Annotated in this window: 13 protein-coding genes; 8 read left to right on the top strand and 5 right to left on the bottom strand. The window is 55.6% G+C overall.

From position 1 onward, the window contains the following. Positions 1-191: 191 nt before the first annotated feature. From DSD30_RS11215 to DSD30_RS11195, 5 genes are all read left to right on the top strand, one after another. Complete coding sequence (locus DSD30_RS11215) at positions 192-980, top strand: FadR/GntR family transcriptional regulator (RefSeq protein ID WP_114009794.1); 789 nt, start codon at positions 192-194, stop codon at positions 978-980. A 94-nt stretch (positions 981-1074) separates the two neighbouring features. Continuing rightward, positions 1075-1896: a (Fe-S)-binding protein gene (locus tag DSD30_RS11210; protein WP_114009793.1), complete on the top strand. Its 822-nt coding sequence runs from the start codon at positions 1075-1077 to the stop codon at positions 1894-1896. Between the two features lie 30 nt (positions 1897-1926). Next, entirely contained in the window at positions 1927-3357 is a 1431-nt protein-coding gene (locus DSD30_RS11205; protein ID WP_114009792.1) for a LutB/LldF family L-lactate oxidation iron-sulfur protein, read from the top strand. Continuing rightward, a complete protein-coding gene (locus DSD30_RS11200; protein ID WP_114009791.1) occupies positions 3354-4046 on the top strand; it encodes a LutC/YkgG family protein in 693 nt (230 codons plus the stop codon). Before DSD30_RS11205 ends, DSD30_RS11200 begins: the two co-directional genes overlap by 4 nt. Positions 4047-4241: 195 nt before the next feature. Continuing rightward, entirely contained in the window at positions 4242-5090 is an 849-nt protein-coding gene (locus DSD30_RS11195) for a hypothetical protein (protein ID WP_114009790.1), read from the top strand. 258 nt (positions 5091-5348) lie between these two features. Here DSD30_RS11195 and DSD30_RS11190 read toward each other — a convergent pair whose 3' ends face one another. After that, complete coding sequence (locus DSD30_RS11190; protein ID WP_114009789.1) at positions 5349-5696, bottom strand: DUF1127 domain-containing protein; 348 nt, start codon at positions 5694-5696, stop codon at positions 5349-5351. Positions 5697-6108: 412 nt separating this feature from the next. Here DSD30_RS11190 and DSD30_RS11185 point away from each other — a divergent pair, with 412 nt between their 5' ends. Then, positions 6109-6999, top strand: a complete 891-nt coding sequence (locus tag DSD30_RS11185; RefSeq protein WP_114009788.1) for a LysR substrate-binding domain-containing protein — start codon at positions 6109-6111, stop codon at positions 6997-6999. Between the two features lie 94 nt (positions 7000-7093). Here DSD30_RS11185 and DSD30_RS11180 read toward each other — a convergent pair whose 3' ends face one another. Together DSD30_RS11180 and DSD30_RS11175 are read right to left on the bottom strand one after the other, a co-directional pair. Continuing rightward, positions 7094-8041 carry a DMT family transporter gene (locus tag DSD30_RS11180; RefSeq protein WP_171022072.1) on the bottom strand — a complete coding sequence of 316 codons (948 nt, stop codon included), beginning with the start codon at positions 8039-8041 and terminating at the stop codon, positions 7094-7096. A 199-nt stretch (positions 8042-8240) separates the two neighbouring features. Beyond that, entirely contained in the window at positions 8241-8771 is a 531-nt protein-coding gene (locus DSD30_RS11175; protein ID WP_114009786.1) for a TetR/AcrR family transcriptional regulator, read from the bottom strand. Between the two features lie 126 nt (positions 8772-8897). Between DSD30_RS11175 and DSD30_RS11170 the strand changes: the two genes are divergently transcribed. Continuing rightward, positions 8898-9842: an oxidoreductase gene (locus DSD30_RS11170; RefSeq protein WP_198662921.1), complete on the top strand. Its 945-nt coding sequence runs from the start codon at positions 8898-8900 to the stop codon at positions 9840-9842. A 117-nt stretch (positions 9843-9959) separates the two neighbouring features. Here the strand turns inward: DSD30_RS11170 and DSD30_RS11165 are convergent, their stop codons facing one another. After that, complete coding sequence (locus DSD30_RS11165) at positions 9960-10427, bottom strand: YHS domain-containing (seleno)protein (protein WP_198662920.1); 468 nt, start codon at positions 10425-10427, stop codon at positions 9960-9962. Between the two features lie 1139 nt (positions 10428-11566). Here DSD30_RS11165 and DSD30_RS11160 point away from each other — a divergent pair. Beyond that, positions 11567-12586 carry a lipocalin-like domain-containing protein gene (locus tag DSD30_RS11160; protein ID WP_114009784.1) on the top strand — a complete coding sequence of 340 codons (1020 nt, stop codon included), beginning with the start codon at positions 11567-11569 and terminating at the stop codon, positions 12584-12586. 306 nt (positions 12587-12892) lie between these two features. Here the strand turns inward: DSD30_RS11160 and DSD30_RS11155 are convergent, their stop codons facing one another. Beyond that, complete coding sequence (locus DSD30_RS11155; RefSeq protein ID WP_114009783.1) at positions 12893-14272, bottom strand: glutamate--cysteine ligase; 1380 nt, start codon at positions 14270-14272, stop codon at positions 12893-12895. Positions 14273-14382: the final 110 nt, after the last annotated feature.

The following is a 14382-nucleotide window of genomic DNA, read 5'->3' as shown; positions in this document are numbered from 1 at the left end:
ATTTCTGCGGTTGATTGATTTCCAAAAATTGGTAAAATAAATTTACCAAATCAGCAACGTCGCCCTTTGAATTCCGGCATCGTAAATGCAATAGTGGTTTTGAAACAAGACCTACTTTGGCTGACATGCTCCCTGAAACACGCGACAGACCATAGTCTCGCCCCCTATTCTCCCTTTGGAAGCAACCATTCATGATTTTCAGCTCCATCAGTCAGAATCGTACATCAGACGCCGTGGTCAATCAGTTGGAGCGGCTAATTCTGGAAGGGGTGCTGCGCCCGGGCGACAAGCTGCCACCGGAGCGCGACCTCGCCACCCAGCTTGATATTTCCCGTCCGGTTTTGAGGGATGCTCTGAAGGATCTCGAACAGCGCAACTTGCTGCGGTCGCGCCATGGGGGCGGCACTTATGTGGCCAATGTGGTGGGTACGGTCTTTACCGATGAGATTTTTGACCTGATCCGTCGCCACCCGAAAGCCCAGAGTGACTATTTTGAATTTCGCCGCGACATGGAGGGCATTATCGCCGAGCATGCTGCCTTGCGCGCCACCGATGCGGACAAGCTGATCCTGACCCGGATCATGAAATCGATGCGCGGCTATCACGAAGAAGGCGATCTTCAGAAGGAGAGCGAGGCTGACTTCGAGTTCCATCAGGCGATCGTTGAAGCTTCGCACAATATGCTGATGATGCATACGATGCGCTCCTGCTATCGGTTGCTGTCGGAAGGCCTCTTTTACAGTCGCATCCGGCTGTATGAATGGCCGGGGGTGCAGGAAGCCTTGCTGGCCCAGCATGAACAGATCCACGAAGCCATCATGAACAAGCAACCCAAGGAAGCCCGGATCACGGCCCAGCGCCATATCGACTATGTGGAACATACCATCAACCGCACCCAGCAAGCGGGCAGCTGGGAAGAGATTTCCCGCATGCGCCTGTCGCAACTGGCAGACCGCAATGGTGGCAAGCAGGGATCGTGATGAATGAAGGGATTTCTGGCGCAACAGGCCGCGCCTGCCCTTCCCAGACTTATCAATCAAAAACGCAATCACCCAATGAACCGGACCGAACAAGATGGACCAAATCGAATTGAATCTGGAAGCTGAGGCTTCGAACGGCGAAGAGACACAGGCCAAGGGCAAACGGGTCGGCCTGTTTGTCACCTGCCTTGTTGACCTTTTCCGCCCCTCTGTCGGCTTTGCAGCAGTCAAGCTGATTGAAGCGGCGGGCTTCTCTCTCGAGGTCCCGCGGGATCAGACCTGTTGTGGCCAGCCGGCCTATAATTCGGGCGACAAGCAGGATGCCAAAAAGGTGGCCAAACAGGTGATCAAGGCCTTCGAAGACTATGATTATGTGGTCGCACCATCGGGGTCCTGTACCGCGATGATCGTCAAGCATTATCCGGGTCTCTTCGCCGATGAACCAAACTGGGCCGCACGGGCGGAAAGCCTGTCGGGCAAAACCCATGAATTGGTCAGTTTTCTGGTCGATGTGGCAGGGCTGGAGAGCGTTGCCTCACAGTTCGAGGGCACTGTTACCTATCATGACAGCTGCTCGGGGCTTCGCGAGTTGAAGATCGAAAAGCAGCCACGCAAGCTGCTCTCCTCGATTGACGGGGTGGCGCTAAAGGAAATGCAGGATAGCGACGTTTGCTGCGGCTTTGGCGGCACCTTCTGCGTCAAATATCCCGATGTGTCCGACGCCATCGTCACCAAGAAGACCGGCAATGCAGAAAAAGCCGATGTGACGACCCTTTTGGCGGGCGACCTTGGCTGCCTGATGAATATGGCGGGCAAGCTGAAACGGCAGGGTTCGGCCATCGAAGTGCGCCATGTGGCCGAAGTGCTTGCGGGCATGACCGACCAACCGGCCATCGGCGAGAAGCCGGGCCGTTGACCCTTCGGGGACCAGCCTTAGGGGACCAACATGAAAATCACCTCACCGACCTTTAAAGAGAATGCCAGAGACGCGCTGGCCAATCAGACGCTGCAAAAGGCGCTGAAAAATATCGAAACCGGCTTCATTGGCAAGCGCCAGATGGCAGTCGACGCCCTGCCGGAATTTGAGGATTTGCGCGATGTGGGCCGGGATATCAAGACCCATACCTTAAAGCATCTGGACCTCTATCTTGAGGAATATGAAGAGAAGGTCACCGCCAGCGGAGGTCATGTCCATTGGGCGGAAACCGCTGAGGATGCCTGCAAAATCGTCAAGCAGATTTGCGAATCCGTCAATGCCAAGACCATCACCAAGGGCAAGTCGATGATTTCCGAAGAAATGCAACTGAATGCATTTCTGGAGAAAGACGGGCTGAATGTGGTCGAAACGGATCTGGGGGAATATATCATCCAGCTGCGCGGCGAGCATCCAAGTCACATTATCGCGCCTGCGGTGCATGTGACCAAGGATCAGGTGGAAGAGGATTTCCGCCGGGTCCATACCCATCTGGCCGCCGATCGTGATCTGAGCGAAGCCACCTCGATGCTGGGGGAAGCGCGTGAAGTGTTGCGTGAGCAATATTTCGCCGCCGATGTGGGCATCACCGGGGCCAATTTCCTGATTGCCGAGACGGGCTCGTCGGTCATCGTCACCAATGAGGGCAATGGCGATCTGACCCAGACCCTGTCACGGGTGCATGTGGTGTTGGCGTCGCTCGAAAAGATCGTGCCGACGATGAATGATGCGGACCAGTTGCTGCGTCTGTTGGCTCGCTCAGCCACCGGGCAGGAACAGAGCGTCTATACCACCTTCTCCACCGGGCCTCGACGGGAAGAAGACCCGGACGGTCCGGAGCAGTATCATGTGATCCTCTTGGACAATGGCCGCTCGTCGATGCTCGGCACCGAATTTGAGGAAATGCTGCGCTGTATCCGCTGCGGGGCCTGTATGAATCACTGTCCGGTCTATCATGCGGTCGGCGGCCATGCCTATGGCTGGGTCTATCCCGGCCCGATGGGCTCGGTGCTGACGCCATCGCTGATCGGCGTTGACAAGGCGGGCCATTTGCCCAATGCCTCAACCTTCTGTGGCCGCTGCGAAAGCGTCTGCCCGATGAAAATTCCGCTGCCGAAAATGATGCGTCATTGGCGGGAAAAGGAATATGAACGCCATCTCAACCCATCGACCCAGCGCTGGGGTCTCAAAAGCTGGGCCTTCCTTGCCACTCGCCCGGCGCTCTATCACGCGCTGATGGGCTTTGGCATGGGGGTGATGAAACATCTCGCGCCGATGACCGGCCTGATGCAGAAGCTGCCGATGACCGGGGCATGGACAAAGCATCGCGAGTTGCCAGCGCCGGAAGGCAGCACCTTCCAGCAAATGTGGGCAGCAGAACAGAAGAAGAGGAAAGCCTCATGAGCGCGCCATCATCCGCCAAATCCGCGATCCTAGGCAAGATCCGCCGGTCTTTGGGCTCGGCTGCCAATGACGAGGGTTTGGAACAGCGTAAGGCCGCGGTGGCCGAGCGGCTTTCCAAGCGGGACCGGGGCATTTTGCCTGCCCGCGGTCAGATCGAGCATGAGGCTCAGGTGCAGATGTTCCTTGATTATGCGGAAAAAGCCGCCTCGACGGTCAACCGCATTGCCGATTATGACGCCCTGCCCGCTGCGATTGGTGCCTATTTGCGGGGTCGCAACCTGCCTCAGCAAATCCGCACCGGGTCTGACCCGCGACTGGCATCCGCCAATTGGGCATCCGAGCCACAGCTTGAACGCAAAGTCGGCCCGTCGGACGGCACAGATCTGGTTGGCGTGACCCATGCCTTGGGTGGCGTGGCTGAGACCGGCACCGCGATTTTCCTGTCCGGTCCGGACAATCCCACCACGCTCAATTTCCTGCCCGAGGATCACATTATCGTGGTCCATGCAGATGATATTGCCGGGGATTATGAGAGCGTGCAGGAGCGCCTGCGCGATGAGCAGGGTGTGTCACAAATGCCGCGGGTCATCAACCGGGTAACAGGCCCGTCGCGCTCCGGCGACATTGAGCAGACTATCCTGTTGGGGGCACACGGGCCGCGGTCCGTTCATGTCATTGTGGTTGGTTGAGGCCTGAAACAGCAATCAGTCGAAAAATATCGACTGATTGTCCACCCTCGCGCCTCGCCTGCCCCACTCTGCGTGCTTGCTTGACGCCCTGTGAGGGAACAGGCATGCTGGTTATCGGAATTGGTTCGTTTTCTCAATATCTTGCACAGAGTTGGAAATGGACGCGAAGGGTGTCAGACAGCAGGGAGGCGCGAGATGGGCAACAGCATGGGCAAGATGGCGAGCGGATATCTAGATTTTCTCGAAGGGCTTTATGGCCGCGCTGCGATCGATCAGATGATGGAGACATCAGGCCTCGACAGGGAGGAGATTGAGAAAGCCAGCGACGCTTTTGCCCCTGCCTTCCTTGATAGTCTTGCCAAAATGCGTGACCAGTCTCTGGCAGCATTTGGCAGTTCGGCCGCGACCTCAGACCTGTCTAGCCTCTGGCCGTCAGAAATGAGCAACCTGATGCAGGGCTTCCTAAAAGAGGCCAACAAGGCCGCCCAATCCTTTGCCAAATCCCCGGATACCGGCGCCAACGCGTCGGCCTTTCCCTTCTCCCTCTATGCAGAGCAGATGGACAGAATGGAGAAGCTCAACACGGTGTTCATGGGGCAGATGGCACAAGCGCAGCTGCTCGAAGAAGCCACCCGCTCCACCGGCATTTCCGCCAGCCAACTGAAGAGCCTGTTCCCGATGCTGACCACCTTCGGTCTGATGCCCTTGATGCCGCAAATGGCGACGCCGTCGCTCAATGATCCGACAAGCTGGATGGAATATCTGGGCGCGATGGGGCGCCGCAATTTTCGCGAGGCCAATCGAGATTATGACGCGATGCCAAGCCCACTCCATGCCGCGTTCGAAGGATTGTTGGCGGGCCTCTACCCCCAAAAATCAAAGGCCCCTTCGCAGTCTTCCGCTGCCAAACCGGACAGGGAGCAAGAGATGCAGGCGGCTGCGATGGAACTGCAGGCCAATTATCTCAAAGGGTTGAACAGTTTGTTCGAGCATTATGTTCCAGCGCGAAACCAGCCACCTGCCTCGAACGACGATCAAACCTAACGGTCTGACCCAAAGAGGCGCTGACACCGACATCCTTTTCAAGACAAAAAAAGACCCGCCAGTGGCGGGTCAAGGGGTTGGGGATCTTTGCTAAGATCCCCGGCTGCTTAGCCGTGGGCGCCTGACCTCTGAATGGTGTTGCCGAGGCACTTGGCGCAATAAAAAATGTCCTTTGAGGCCCCCCAACACGACCGAAGCCGTGAAAATATGCGGAGCGGGGCGAGTCTGCCTCAAAGGACAAGGCAGTGATGGATCAAATCAGCAAGCACCGCTTGCCGGCTTGCCACAACGAATGGTGCGCGGTGCCAAATAGGGCTGCTCAGGCATCGGGCGCGGCCAGCGCGCCAGAGCCTCAAGCTCCGCAGCCTTGATGCGACGCCGGTCTTCGAACGGATCGATCAGGAATGGGTCCTGGTAGAATGGCATGACACGGGCAGACACAATGTCACCGCGGGTCAAGCCAATATCAGCCAGAGTGTGGGCATCGAGTTCGTCAAGACGGCTGAGCGCGCGACGATTACGCGAAATGGTTGTAAGAGTGGATCCGAGGCGGCGGAGGCCGCGTGCCGCGGATGACAAGGCAGAAAAAAGGCCTGCAGTCAGCATGGGTATCTCCGTTATGTGTTGCGGTCTCGGGCATAAACCCTTCGACCCTTTCAAATTTATGGACCGCCTCCCGATCCGCGAGGATCCCTTTGAAAGCGGAACCGCCCCACCCTGATGGACTTGCTTAAGGCTTCATCAGAGTACAGACCACCGCACCGAAACCAGCGACAGCAGTGGCTGTTGCAAGATCCGGTTGAGAGAAGGCTTTGTATCCTCATCGGTGTTGAATTGAATATGATGTCTCCGGTCCAATAAATCCAACGAATGTTTTTTATGGAATCCATCTTATTTTGTGATAAATAGAAAAGAGACAGATAAAGAGCATCAATCAATCCGATGACCGGGACAGGCATTATGCACCCTGCTCTCTTCGCGGAGATGCTGCACTCGATTGGGAAACAAGGGGAATGCCATGCATGCATTGATGGATCTTGACCAGTTGCGAACTTTCATTGCCATTGCCGAAACCGGGAGCTTCACGCGGGCTGCCGAACAGGTCAACAAGACCCAATCGGCCGTATCGATGCAAATGCGGCGACTGGAAGAGCGCATTGGTCAAACAATCTTTGTGCGGGATGGTCGCCAGAGCCGGTTGACCGATTCCGGTGTGCGGCTGCTCGACTATGCAAGACGCATGCTGTCACTGAATGCGGAGACGGTCGCGGCCTTTTCATCCGATGTCATGTCGGGCAAAGTGCGGCTTGGGCTGCCTGATGATTATGCGCCGCGCCTTTTGCCAACCGTTCTGGCCAGTTTTGCAACCACCCATCCCAATATCGAAATTGAAGTGGTGTGCGAGCAAAGCTCCTGCATTCATCGGCGGATCGAAGATGGGCGGCTGGATTTGGGTATTGTCACCCATGGCGACTATCAAAAGGCTCGCAACGGGCGGATTATCCGCTCTGAGCCGTTGCTCTGGGTGTCATCAGCCCATCACTCGGTTCATTGCCAATCGACAATCCCGCTCGCCTTGGGCACAAAGAACTGTTGCTGGCGAGCAAGCGCCACCGAAGTGCTGTCAAGGGCGGGCAAGGCCTATCGTATTGCCTATGTTAGCTCGACGGCAGCCGGATCGTCGGGGGCTGTGATGGCAGGGCTGGCGGTTGCGGTTCTGCCTGAAAGTGCGCTGATGCCAGACATGCGGGTTCTGGGACCCCGGGAGGGCTTCCCTGAATTGCCTTACTGCAATATTGCGCTCATTCGCTCTGACAATGCCAAGGACCGCATCCATACCGCATTGGCGGCCCATATCGTCAATGCCCTCGACAATGTGTCGGGCAATGGAGCAGTGGCAGCCGAATAGAGCAGCTGAGCGCGTCGCCTAGGTTCAGACATGACAACGCCACCCTCTGCATATCAGCAGGGGTGGCGTTTTCGTCTTTGTTCCTGTCGCTTGCTCAGGCAACCTTTTTCTGGTGCATCACCAGCACGTTGCCTGCAATGATCGCGGCCAACCCGAGCATGCCCGGCAGGGTCCATTGATACTCTTCAAAGATTGTCGACAAGACCAGCGCAACAATCGGAAACAACACCGTCAGATAGCCGGCACGCGCCGGGCCGATATTGTTGAGCAGGGTCATGTAGCCCCAGAAGGCCACGACCGATGCCATCAACACCAGCCATGCCATGGCGATCCAGTATTTGCCGCTCCAGTCCATCATGAACGGAATGTCGAGCAGCTGGGAGAGAAACAACAGCCAGAGGGTTCCGTAGAACATGCCCCAGGCATTGGCACTGACCAGCGGCAGGTTGAGTTTCTTGTTGGCGACGGTCAGCATGTTGCCGGTGCAGAAGCTGAGCGTTCCCGCAAGACCAAGACCCAGCCCGATCAATATGCCTTCCTTGCCTGCATTGGCGGCAATTTCGGGCCAGAAGATCATGCCAATCCCGCAAAAGCCCAGCAAAGCCCCGACAATCGCGTTGCGGCTCGGGCGTTGACCGAACAGGATCGCGGCCAGTGCGGTATTAATAAGACTGGTCGTCGAAAAGACCACAGCCATCAAGCCAGAAGCCATATAGGTGGCTGAATAATAGAAGAGCACGAAGTTACTGGAGAAAATGAAAATACCCAGCACCATGAAACGCAAATGAATGCGCCAAGGGAACCGCAAGGGATGGCGGGCAACCAACGCCCAGATGAAGGTTGCAAGGGCTGCGAGCGAGAAGCGATAGACCCCGGTGATCAGCGGTGGCACCACATCAACCTGATTGGCCATGGCAATCCAGCTGGTTCCCCACACAGCGAGCATCATCGCATAGAGTCCCATGTCGCGTGGCGACATGACGTTGATCATGGTGGGTGGCAAAGGTGGGGTCGTTTTGTTGCCCAAGCTGGTGTCAGACATCGGATGATTTCCCTCTTCGGGTACCGCTCGGCAGTCGGCGGCCATAGTCCGGTTGCGTAGGGCGGCAGTTTATCAAGGAGAAACCATCAAGACTAATGACAAATTTGGGATTATTAATCACCAAAAATGATTGTTGGCATGCCACCAGCGCAGCGCGTAGCATGCTTTGACCCAGTGAAACTGTCAGCAGTCGCCTTGCTCAATCAATCAGAACGGTCTTGATGATCCGTTCCATATCCAGACGGAAGGCATCACCGGTCTCGGTCTTCAGCATCACTCCCTTGGATGCCATGCCAAGCACAAAAGCCTTGTCTGCAGCCGCTTTGCGATCGCGCACCAGATCCGCTTCAAGCATCAGATCTTCAAGGGCCCGATAGAAGCTCTCATCATGGCTGGAGCCACATTGGCTGACCGTGTCGATGGCGCGATCAAGAATTTCACCCCCATGCTGGGTGCTATGCAGGATCGAGACGAATGAGCCGATCCACTGATCAAAAGCATCCGCCATGCGCTGTGCCAGTGGATTGTCCGCGTGGGACAGGGCTTGCAAAGCCCCGGTCAGTGCGGCTTGCATCGTCGCTTCGATCACCCATTCAAAGACTTTTTCTTTCGATCCGAACTTCTTGTAAATTGACTGTCGCGAGACACCCGCTGCCTTGGCGATGTCCTCCATCGACGCCTTGCGGAAGCCGTATTGACAAAAAACCATCATGACCGCGTTGACATTCATTTTGCCGCCACCATATCTGCCATCGTGACATAATTGACAATTTCGATCAATTATGTAAACTTTGTAAATCTTCCTTCAAGGGTATCCCCTTCCCGGTCCCTTGGCAACCGCATACGGAACTTGATGATGGCTGAGAAAACCATTTCGACCCTTGGCGTCACTGACTGGCGTGAGGAACGTCTGCCAGATTTGAAAGGCAAGATCTATGTGATCACCGGCGGCAATTCCGGCATCGGCTTTGAAGCAGCGCGCATGCTTGGTGAGGCTGGCGCCGATGTGATTTTGGCCTGCCGCTCACCGGAAAAAGCAGAAAGCGCCCGTCTCCAGTTGCTGACAACAACCAAGGGCAGCGTGTCGCTGGTGGGTCTTGATCTCGCCGACACGGCGTCCGTCCGCGCGGGAGCTGAAGGCGTGCGGGGGATGACGGACCGGATCGATGGTCTGATCAACAATGCCGGCATCATGCACACCCCTGCACTCAAAACCAAAGACGGGTTCGAGTTGCAGTTCGGCACCAATCATTTGGGGCATTTTCTCTGGACTGCCTTGTTGCTCGATCTTGTCGAAGCCGCCGCGGGACGGGTGGTGGCAGTTTCCTCACTGGTGCACAAGACGGGCAAGAAGACCATCGACTTTGACGATTTGATGCTGGAAAAGCGCTATTCGCGCTTTGATGCCTACGCTCAGAGCAAGTTGGCCAATCTGATGTTTGCTTTCGAGCTTGACCGCCGTTTGGCAGCGAAAGGGTCTCCAGCAATTGCCGTTGCCTGTCATCCCGGCTATTCGGTCACCAATTTGCAGACAACGGGGCCCTCTCGCTTGCTTGCCATGCTTTACAGCGTCATCAAGCATGGTTTGAGCCAGTCGGCGCATTTCGGGGCTCGGCCAACGGTGCTGGCCGCTGCTGGTGCCGAGGCAAAACGGGGGGCCTATTATGGTCCAACGCGCCGGAAGGAATTGTTGGGGCCGGTGTCAGATGCCCGCGTTTCCAGTCACGCGCTCGACCAGTCGGTACAAAAACGCCTTTGGCAAGAAAGCGAAAAATTGCTGGGCATTTCTTTTCCGGCCTGATGCCTGCTTCCGCTCGTTGTCTTCGCTCTCGCATCCCATAAAAGAAAACGACCGACCAGATGATTCTGGTCGGTCGATGGGGCAATCGAGGGTCTTGCTCGTAGAGCTCGCAGACTCTTAGAGATCGCTAGGCTTTTTGTCGACGATCTTGGTCCATTTGTCGTCTGCCTTGACGATGTAGCCTGGAATATCGGCTTCCCATTTGGCCTGGATTTCGTCGGACAGGTTCAGGTAGAGTTCGCCATCAACGATTTTCCAGTTTTCCGGATCGCCATCGAACTTGTAGCCCATGGACGCACCAAAGGCACAGAAACCGCCATACTGCGGCAAGTATTTGTCTGGGTTGGCTTCGAACGCAGCCTTGTGCTCTTCACTGGCGAAACGGTAGGTCACATCCTGATGGACAGCCGTGATTTTGTAGCTGCCTTCGGTTGGTTTGCCCATGGTGAAGTAAGCTACCGGATCATAACCCTGCAGGGCCAGGCCAGTGTTGGAGGTGTTGAACTGGGGGCCAGCCGCAAGAGCGGAGGTGGCAAGGGTCAGGGAGAGCAGAGCGCCTGCAGCGATTTTATTCAGGATTTTCACAATCAAATTCCTCAAGTCAGTTGGCACAACACCAACAAGGTTTCAGTTGATCCCGCACGCCTCGTTGTCGGGAGCATTGCAGGTGCAACTCAATTAGGAATTAAGACCGATCGGTACAAATGAAGTCACCGTGAGCTATATGTGATCCATCCCAACCTCATCCCTCAACCGAGCCTTGGAAGTTGCGTTTGAGAAGCATCTATGCCGACTGCCTTGCTCTCAAGTCGACCTGTCTAATTGAGCCGAGATTCGCCGGATCATCCAACCATTTGCTGGCAAAGTGCCGCATCAAAGGGACAGCAGATTTCTCCCTCGCCCCTGAGGAGGCCAAGGTCTTGTTAGCCACTTCAGGACCTAACACCTTTGTGAGATGACCCGTTTCGGCGGCACAGAAAAAATTTCAATCCAACCACGGGGCAAGCTTGCAGCCGCACGGTGTCCCCAAAATGGGCAATTATCGGGTGAAGGAAAAGACGTCTTGAGAGAATTAAGCTTGTCCATGCTCCACATCAGCAACCAAGTTTGATTGTCCAATAAACACGATACGAATCAATTATTTCCACATGTTTTAGTGGTCACATCAGTACAGATATGCAGGGGCTATATAGTTTTCATTGTTTAATTTTGAATCCAATTTGAAGAAGAGATTGAGTTAATAGAATATTAAGTATTTTACATTTCGAAATTAATAAAACAACTTGACGAACCCACATAGTTGTCGCTTATCATATCCTTATAAAAGGCCACACTTTTGCCGGGTCAAGTAAGGAAATGTTCCTCAAGGATATCCCGAATTTAGCCCAATCATTCCATTTAACACGGGCAGGGACTCCACGGCTGAAGTGGCAATAGCAAAAACAATCGACAATGTTCAGGGATGCATTCACGAGGGGTTGGGCGGGTTCGTTCTGCATATGCAAGCTCCCCCAATAAGAATTCCCAATGAAGATGCCGCCGGGAGGGCCGCATCTTCCTTTCGAATGACCCCAAGGGCGCATCGTCCTTCAGGCAGCAAAGACTGCAAAGACTGATCAGCGCCCCTGACCGCCTCGCGCGCCAGACCCTGACATCAGAAATACCCCACTGCGGCAGCTCACATTTTTGCCGGTCTACCTACTGTTCACAAGGGAGGCCCTACAATGATTCCGAGATCAAAGACCGCGACAGTTGCAACCAACTTCGTGCCCGATGTTGCAATGTCGACACCGGTTCGCCATTCCAATCTGGAGCATGATCTTGCCTGGCATCAGGGCAAGCATCCTATGGAATCCTGGCATTTCGCCACCAATCTGCGCGGCGATGGCAAGCAATATAGTTTCCGTGTCCATTTGGTGATTGTCGAGACCGATCAGGAGGAACCACAAGTTTCCATCGGTCTGTGCCTGATCGATCAGGACACTGGATGGATCCGGGAGATCGAGAATACGGTTCCGCTCAGCGATATCGTCATTCGCAGCGATGTCCTGCAGATATCGTCACAAGCGCTGGAAATCCGCAGCAAGGGCACCGACATGTCGCTGACAGCGGAACTGCCCGACGCCTTTGTCGAACTGTCCGGCACCGTCGGAACCCCGATCCTGATTAACAACGGGCAAGGCAGCATCAGCTTCTTTGGCGCACAACAATATAAGTTCGCCTTTCCGGGCATGCAGGTTTCCGGTGCCGTCACTCTGATGGGCAAGCGGCAAACGGTGACCGGGGCAATGTGGTTCAACCGCCAATGGGGCGACCTGCCACGACGCTTCACACTCGACCGCAATCTGGAACAAAGACAATGGATCTGCCTGTATCCCTCACTCAGCAACGGGGTTAGCATCAGCGCCTCTCAGGTCTGGGATTTCCGCACCAGCCGCGTGGATACCAACTGCACCGTGGTGCTGCCGGACGGCACGCATGTGGTGGAGAAAATTCAGCCACTGGAGCTGAGCGATTATGTTGACAGCCGGCGCTCGGCCCGGCGCTATCCACGCCATGTGATCCTGTCCAATCCAGCGCTGGAAACCTGTCTGCAAATCAGCCTTCCTTATCAGGAACGCGAGATCGTTTCCAAGATGGGCGGCATGATCAAGTTTGATGGCAGGATGGTCGTCGACGGATTCATTTTCGGAGACAGGGTCACCGGCGATGGCTTTGTCGAAATGGTTGGCCGCTGGCGTTAGTCGCCTTTTCAAGCGGCTACCTTTGCGAGACGATCAGGCGCCGGGCTTTGTCCGGCGCCTTTTTTATGGAGAATAGGAGGCTCGCTGATATCACGTGTCGACCGGTCTACCCAACTTGGCATGCAGCCAGTTTAAAGCCAATTGACCACCGATCCGCCAGCAACGGCTCAGATCTCTATGTCTCTATGTCCCTATGTCTGGCAAACCTCGCGATGCCATCAGAGCGCTTTGTGGGGGCTCTCCTGCCAGCCTGCCAGCATGTCACAATCAGGCGTGTCTTTGCTTGCCCGCACCCATCCCGATGGATCAGTAGGCGAAATCTTCGAACACCCGATTGATGTTGCCGCCCCATTCATTGTTGAAGCGCATCAACAGCTGATCGGCGGGAGAAAGACCAAGCGTCACGGTTTCTTCCAGCGCTGCGAGATACTGGGTTTCATCGAAGCCAGCACCATTGAGGCGATCCCGAGCAGCCAGTCCCTTGCGGGCGATGGTGACCACTTCCTTGGCGATGGTCTGCACCGTGGTGTCCCGGAACTTTGTTCTAAGGCCATCCTTGGCCACGCCAATGCGCAGGGCGTCGCGCTCTTCTGCTGTCCAGTCCTTGACCAGATCCCATGCGGCATCCAGACTTGGCTGATGATAGAGCAGACCGGTCCACAGAGCCGGCAGCGCACAAATTCGGCGCCATGGGCCACCATCGGCACCACGCATTTCGATATAGCGCTTGAGGCGGACTTCCGGGAAGACGGTCGTCAGGTGATCTTCCCAATCCTGTAGGGTCGGTACAGTGTCTGGCATGCCATCCTTGCGTTTGCCGCCAAGATACTCACGGAAGGTCAATCCGGTCATATCGTGATAGGCGCCGCCACGGGTGATGAAATACATCGGAACATCGAGCACATAATCGACATATTGCTCATAGCCGAAGCCCTCTTCGAACAAGAAGGGCAGCATGCCGGTGCGGTCCGGGTCGGTGTCCTGCCAAATGGCGGCACGCATCGACTGATATCCATTCTTGTGGCCATCCAGGAACGGAGAATTGGCGAACAAGGCCGTGGCGATCGGCTGCAAAGCGACACCGACGCGCATTTTCTTCGCCATGTCTGCTTCACTGGAAAAATCGAGATTGACCTGAATGGTACAGGAGCGGAACATCATGTCGAGGCCGAGCGAACCGACCTTGGGCATGTAATTCATCATGATGCCATAACGGCTCTTCGGCATGACCGGAACGTCCTCCCGGTGCCATTTCGGAGAGACGCCAAGGCCGAGAAAACCGATGCCCAGCGGATCTGCGACTTCGCGCAACTGAGCCAGATGGTTATGCACTTCGCGGCAGGTCTGATGCAGATTGTCGAGCGGTGCGCCGGACAGTTCGAACTGGCCGCCGGGTTCGAGCGAAATCGCGCCCCCGTCAACGGGATCAACCAGACCGATAATCTTGCCCTTGTCTTCGACCCGTTTCCAACCAAGCAGGCCTTCCATGCCTTGCAGCAGGCGCTCGATGCCACGATCCCCTTCATAAGGCACCGGCTCCAAGCTGTCCTTGTAGAAGGTGAATTTCTCGTGCTCGGTGCCGATGCGCCAATTGTCCTTTGGCTTTTCGCCTTGAGAAATGGTTTCGATCAGGGTTGCACGATCATCAAGGGTGATGGCGACGGCGTCGGTGTCGGAAGCGGCCATGAAACAGGCTCCTTGCAGATTGGCAGGGCGCGACAGGGCTCTTGCCTCTATGTCGCGTTCTGTCAAATTAGGGATTCACCCGGCGGGTTACAATGGGTTGATTTTGATAT

Source organism: Cohaesibacter intestini (assembly GCF_003324485.1).
Taxonomy (GTDB): Bacteria; Pseudomonadota; Alphaproteobacteria; order Rhizobiales; family Cohaesibacteraceae; genus Cohaesibacter; species Cohaesibacter intestini.
The sequence above is the reverse complement of the archived record's forward strand: the minus strand, read 5'-3'. Positions and strand labels throughout refer to the sequence as shown.

What these genes read in the sequence shown, in the direction of transcription:
- DSD30_RS11215 (WP_114009794.1), top strand. Translation starts at nt 192, where the DNA reads ATGATTTTCAGCTCCATCAGTCAGAATCGTACATCAGACGCCGTGGTC.
- DSD30_RS11210 (WP_114009793.1), top strand. Translation starts at nt 1,075, where the DNA reads ATGGACCAAATCGAATTGAATCTGGAAGCTGAGGCTTCGAACGGCGAA.
- DSD30_RS11205 (WP_114009792.1), top strand. Translation starts at nt 1,927, where the DNA reads ATGAAAATCACCTCACCGACCTTTAAAGAGAATGCCAGAGACGCGCTG.
- DSD30_RS11200 (WP_114009791.1), top strand. Translation starts at nt 3,354, where the DNA reads ATGAGCGCGCCATCATCCGCCAAATCCGCGATCCTAGGCAAGATCCGC.
- DSD30_RS11195 (WP_114009790.1), top strand. Translation starts at nt 4,242, where the DNA reads ATGGGCAACAGCATGGGCAAGATGGCGAGCGGATATCTAGATTTTCTC.
- DSD30_RS11190 (WP_114009789.1), bottom strand. Translation starts at nt 5,696, where the DNA reads ATGCTGACTGCAGGCCTTTTTTCTGCCTTGTCATCCGCGGCACGCGGC.
- DSD30_RS11185 (WP_114009788.1), top strand. Translation starts at nt 6,109, where the DNA reads ATGCATGCATTGATGGATCTTGACCAGTTGCGAACTTTCATTGCCATT.
- DSD30_RS11180 (WP_171022072.1), bottom strand. Translation starts at nt 8,041, where the DNA reads ATGTCTGACACCAGCTTGGGCAACAAAACGACCCCACCTTTGCCACCC.
- DSD30_RS11175 (WP_114009786.1), bottom strand. Translation starts at nt 8,771, where the DNA reads ATGAATGTCAACGCGGTCATGATGGTTTTTTGTCAATACGGCTTCCGC.
- DSD30_RS11170 (WP_198662921.1), top strand. Translation starts at nt 8,898, where the DNA reads ATGGCTGAGAAAACCATTTCGACCCTTGGCGTCACTGACTGGCGTGAG.
- DSD30_RS11160 (WP_114009784.1), top strand. Translation starts at nt 11,567, where the DNA reads ATGATTCCGAGATCAAAGACCGCGACAGTTGCAACCAACTTCGTGCCC.
- DSD30_RS11155 (WP_114009783.1), bottom strand. Translation starts at nt 14,272, where the DNA reads ATGGCCGCTTCCGACACCGACGCCGTCGCCATCACCCTTGATGATCGT.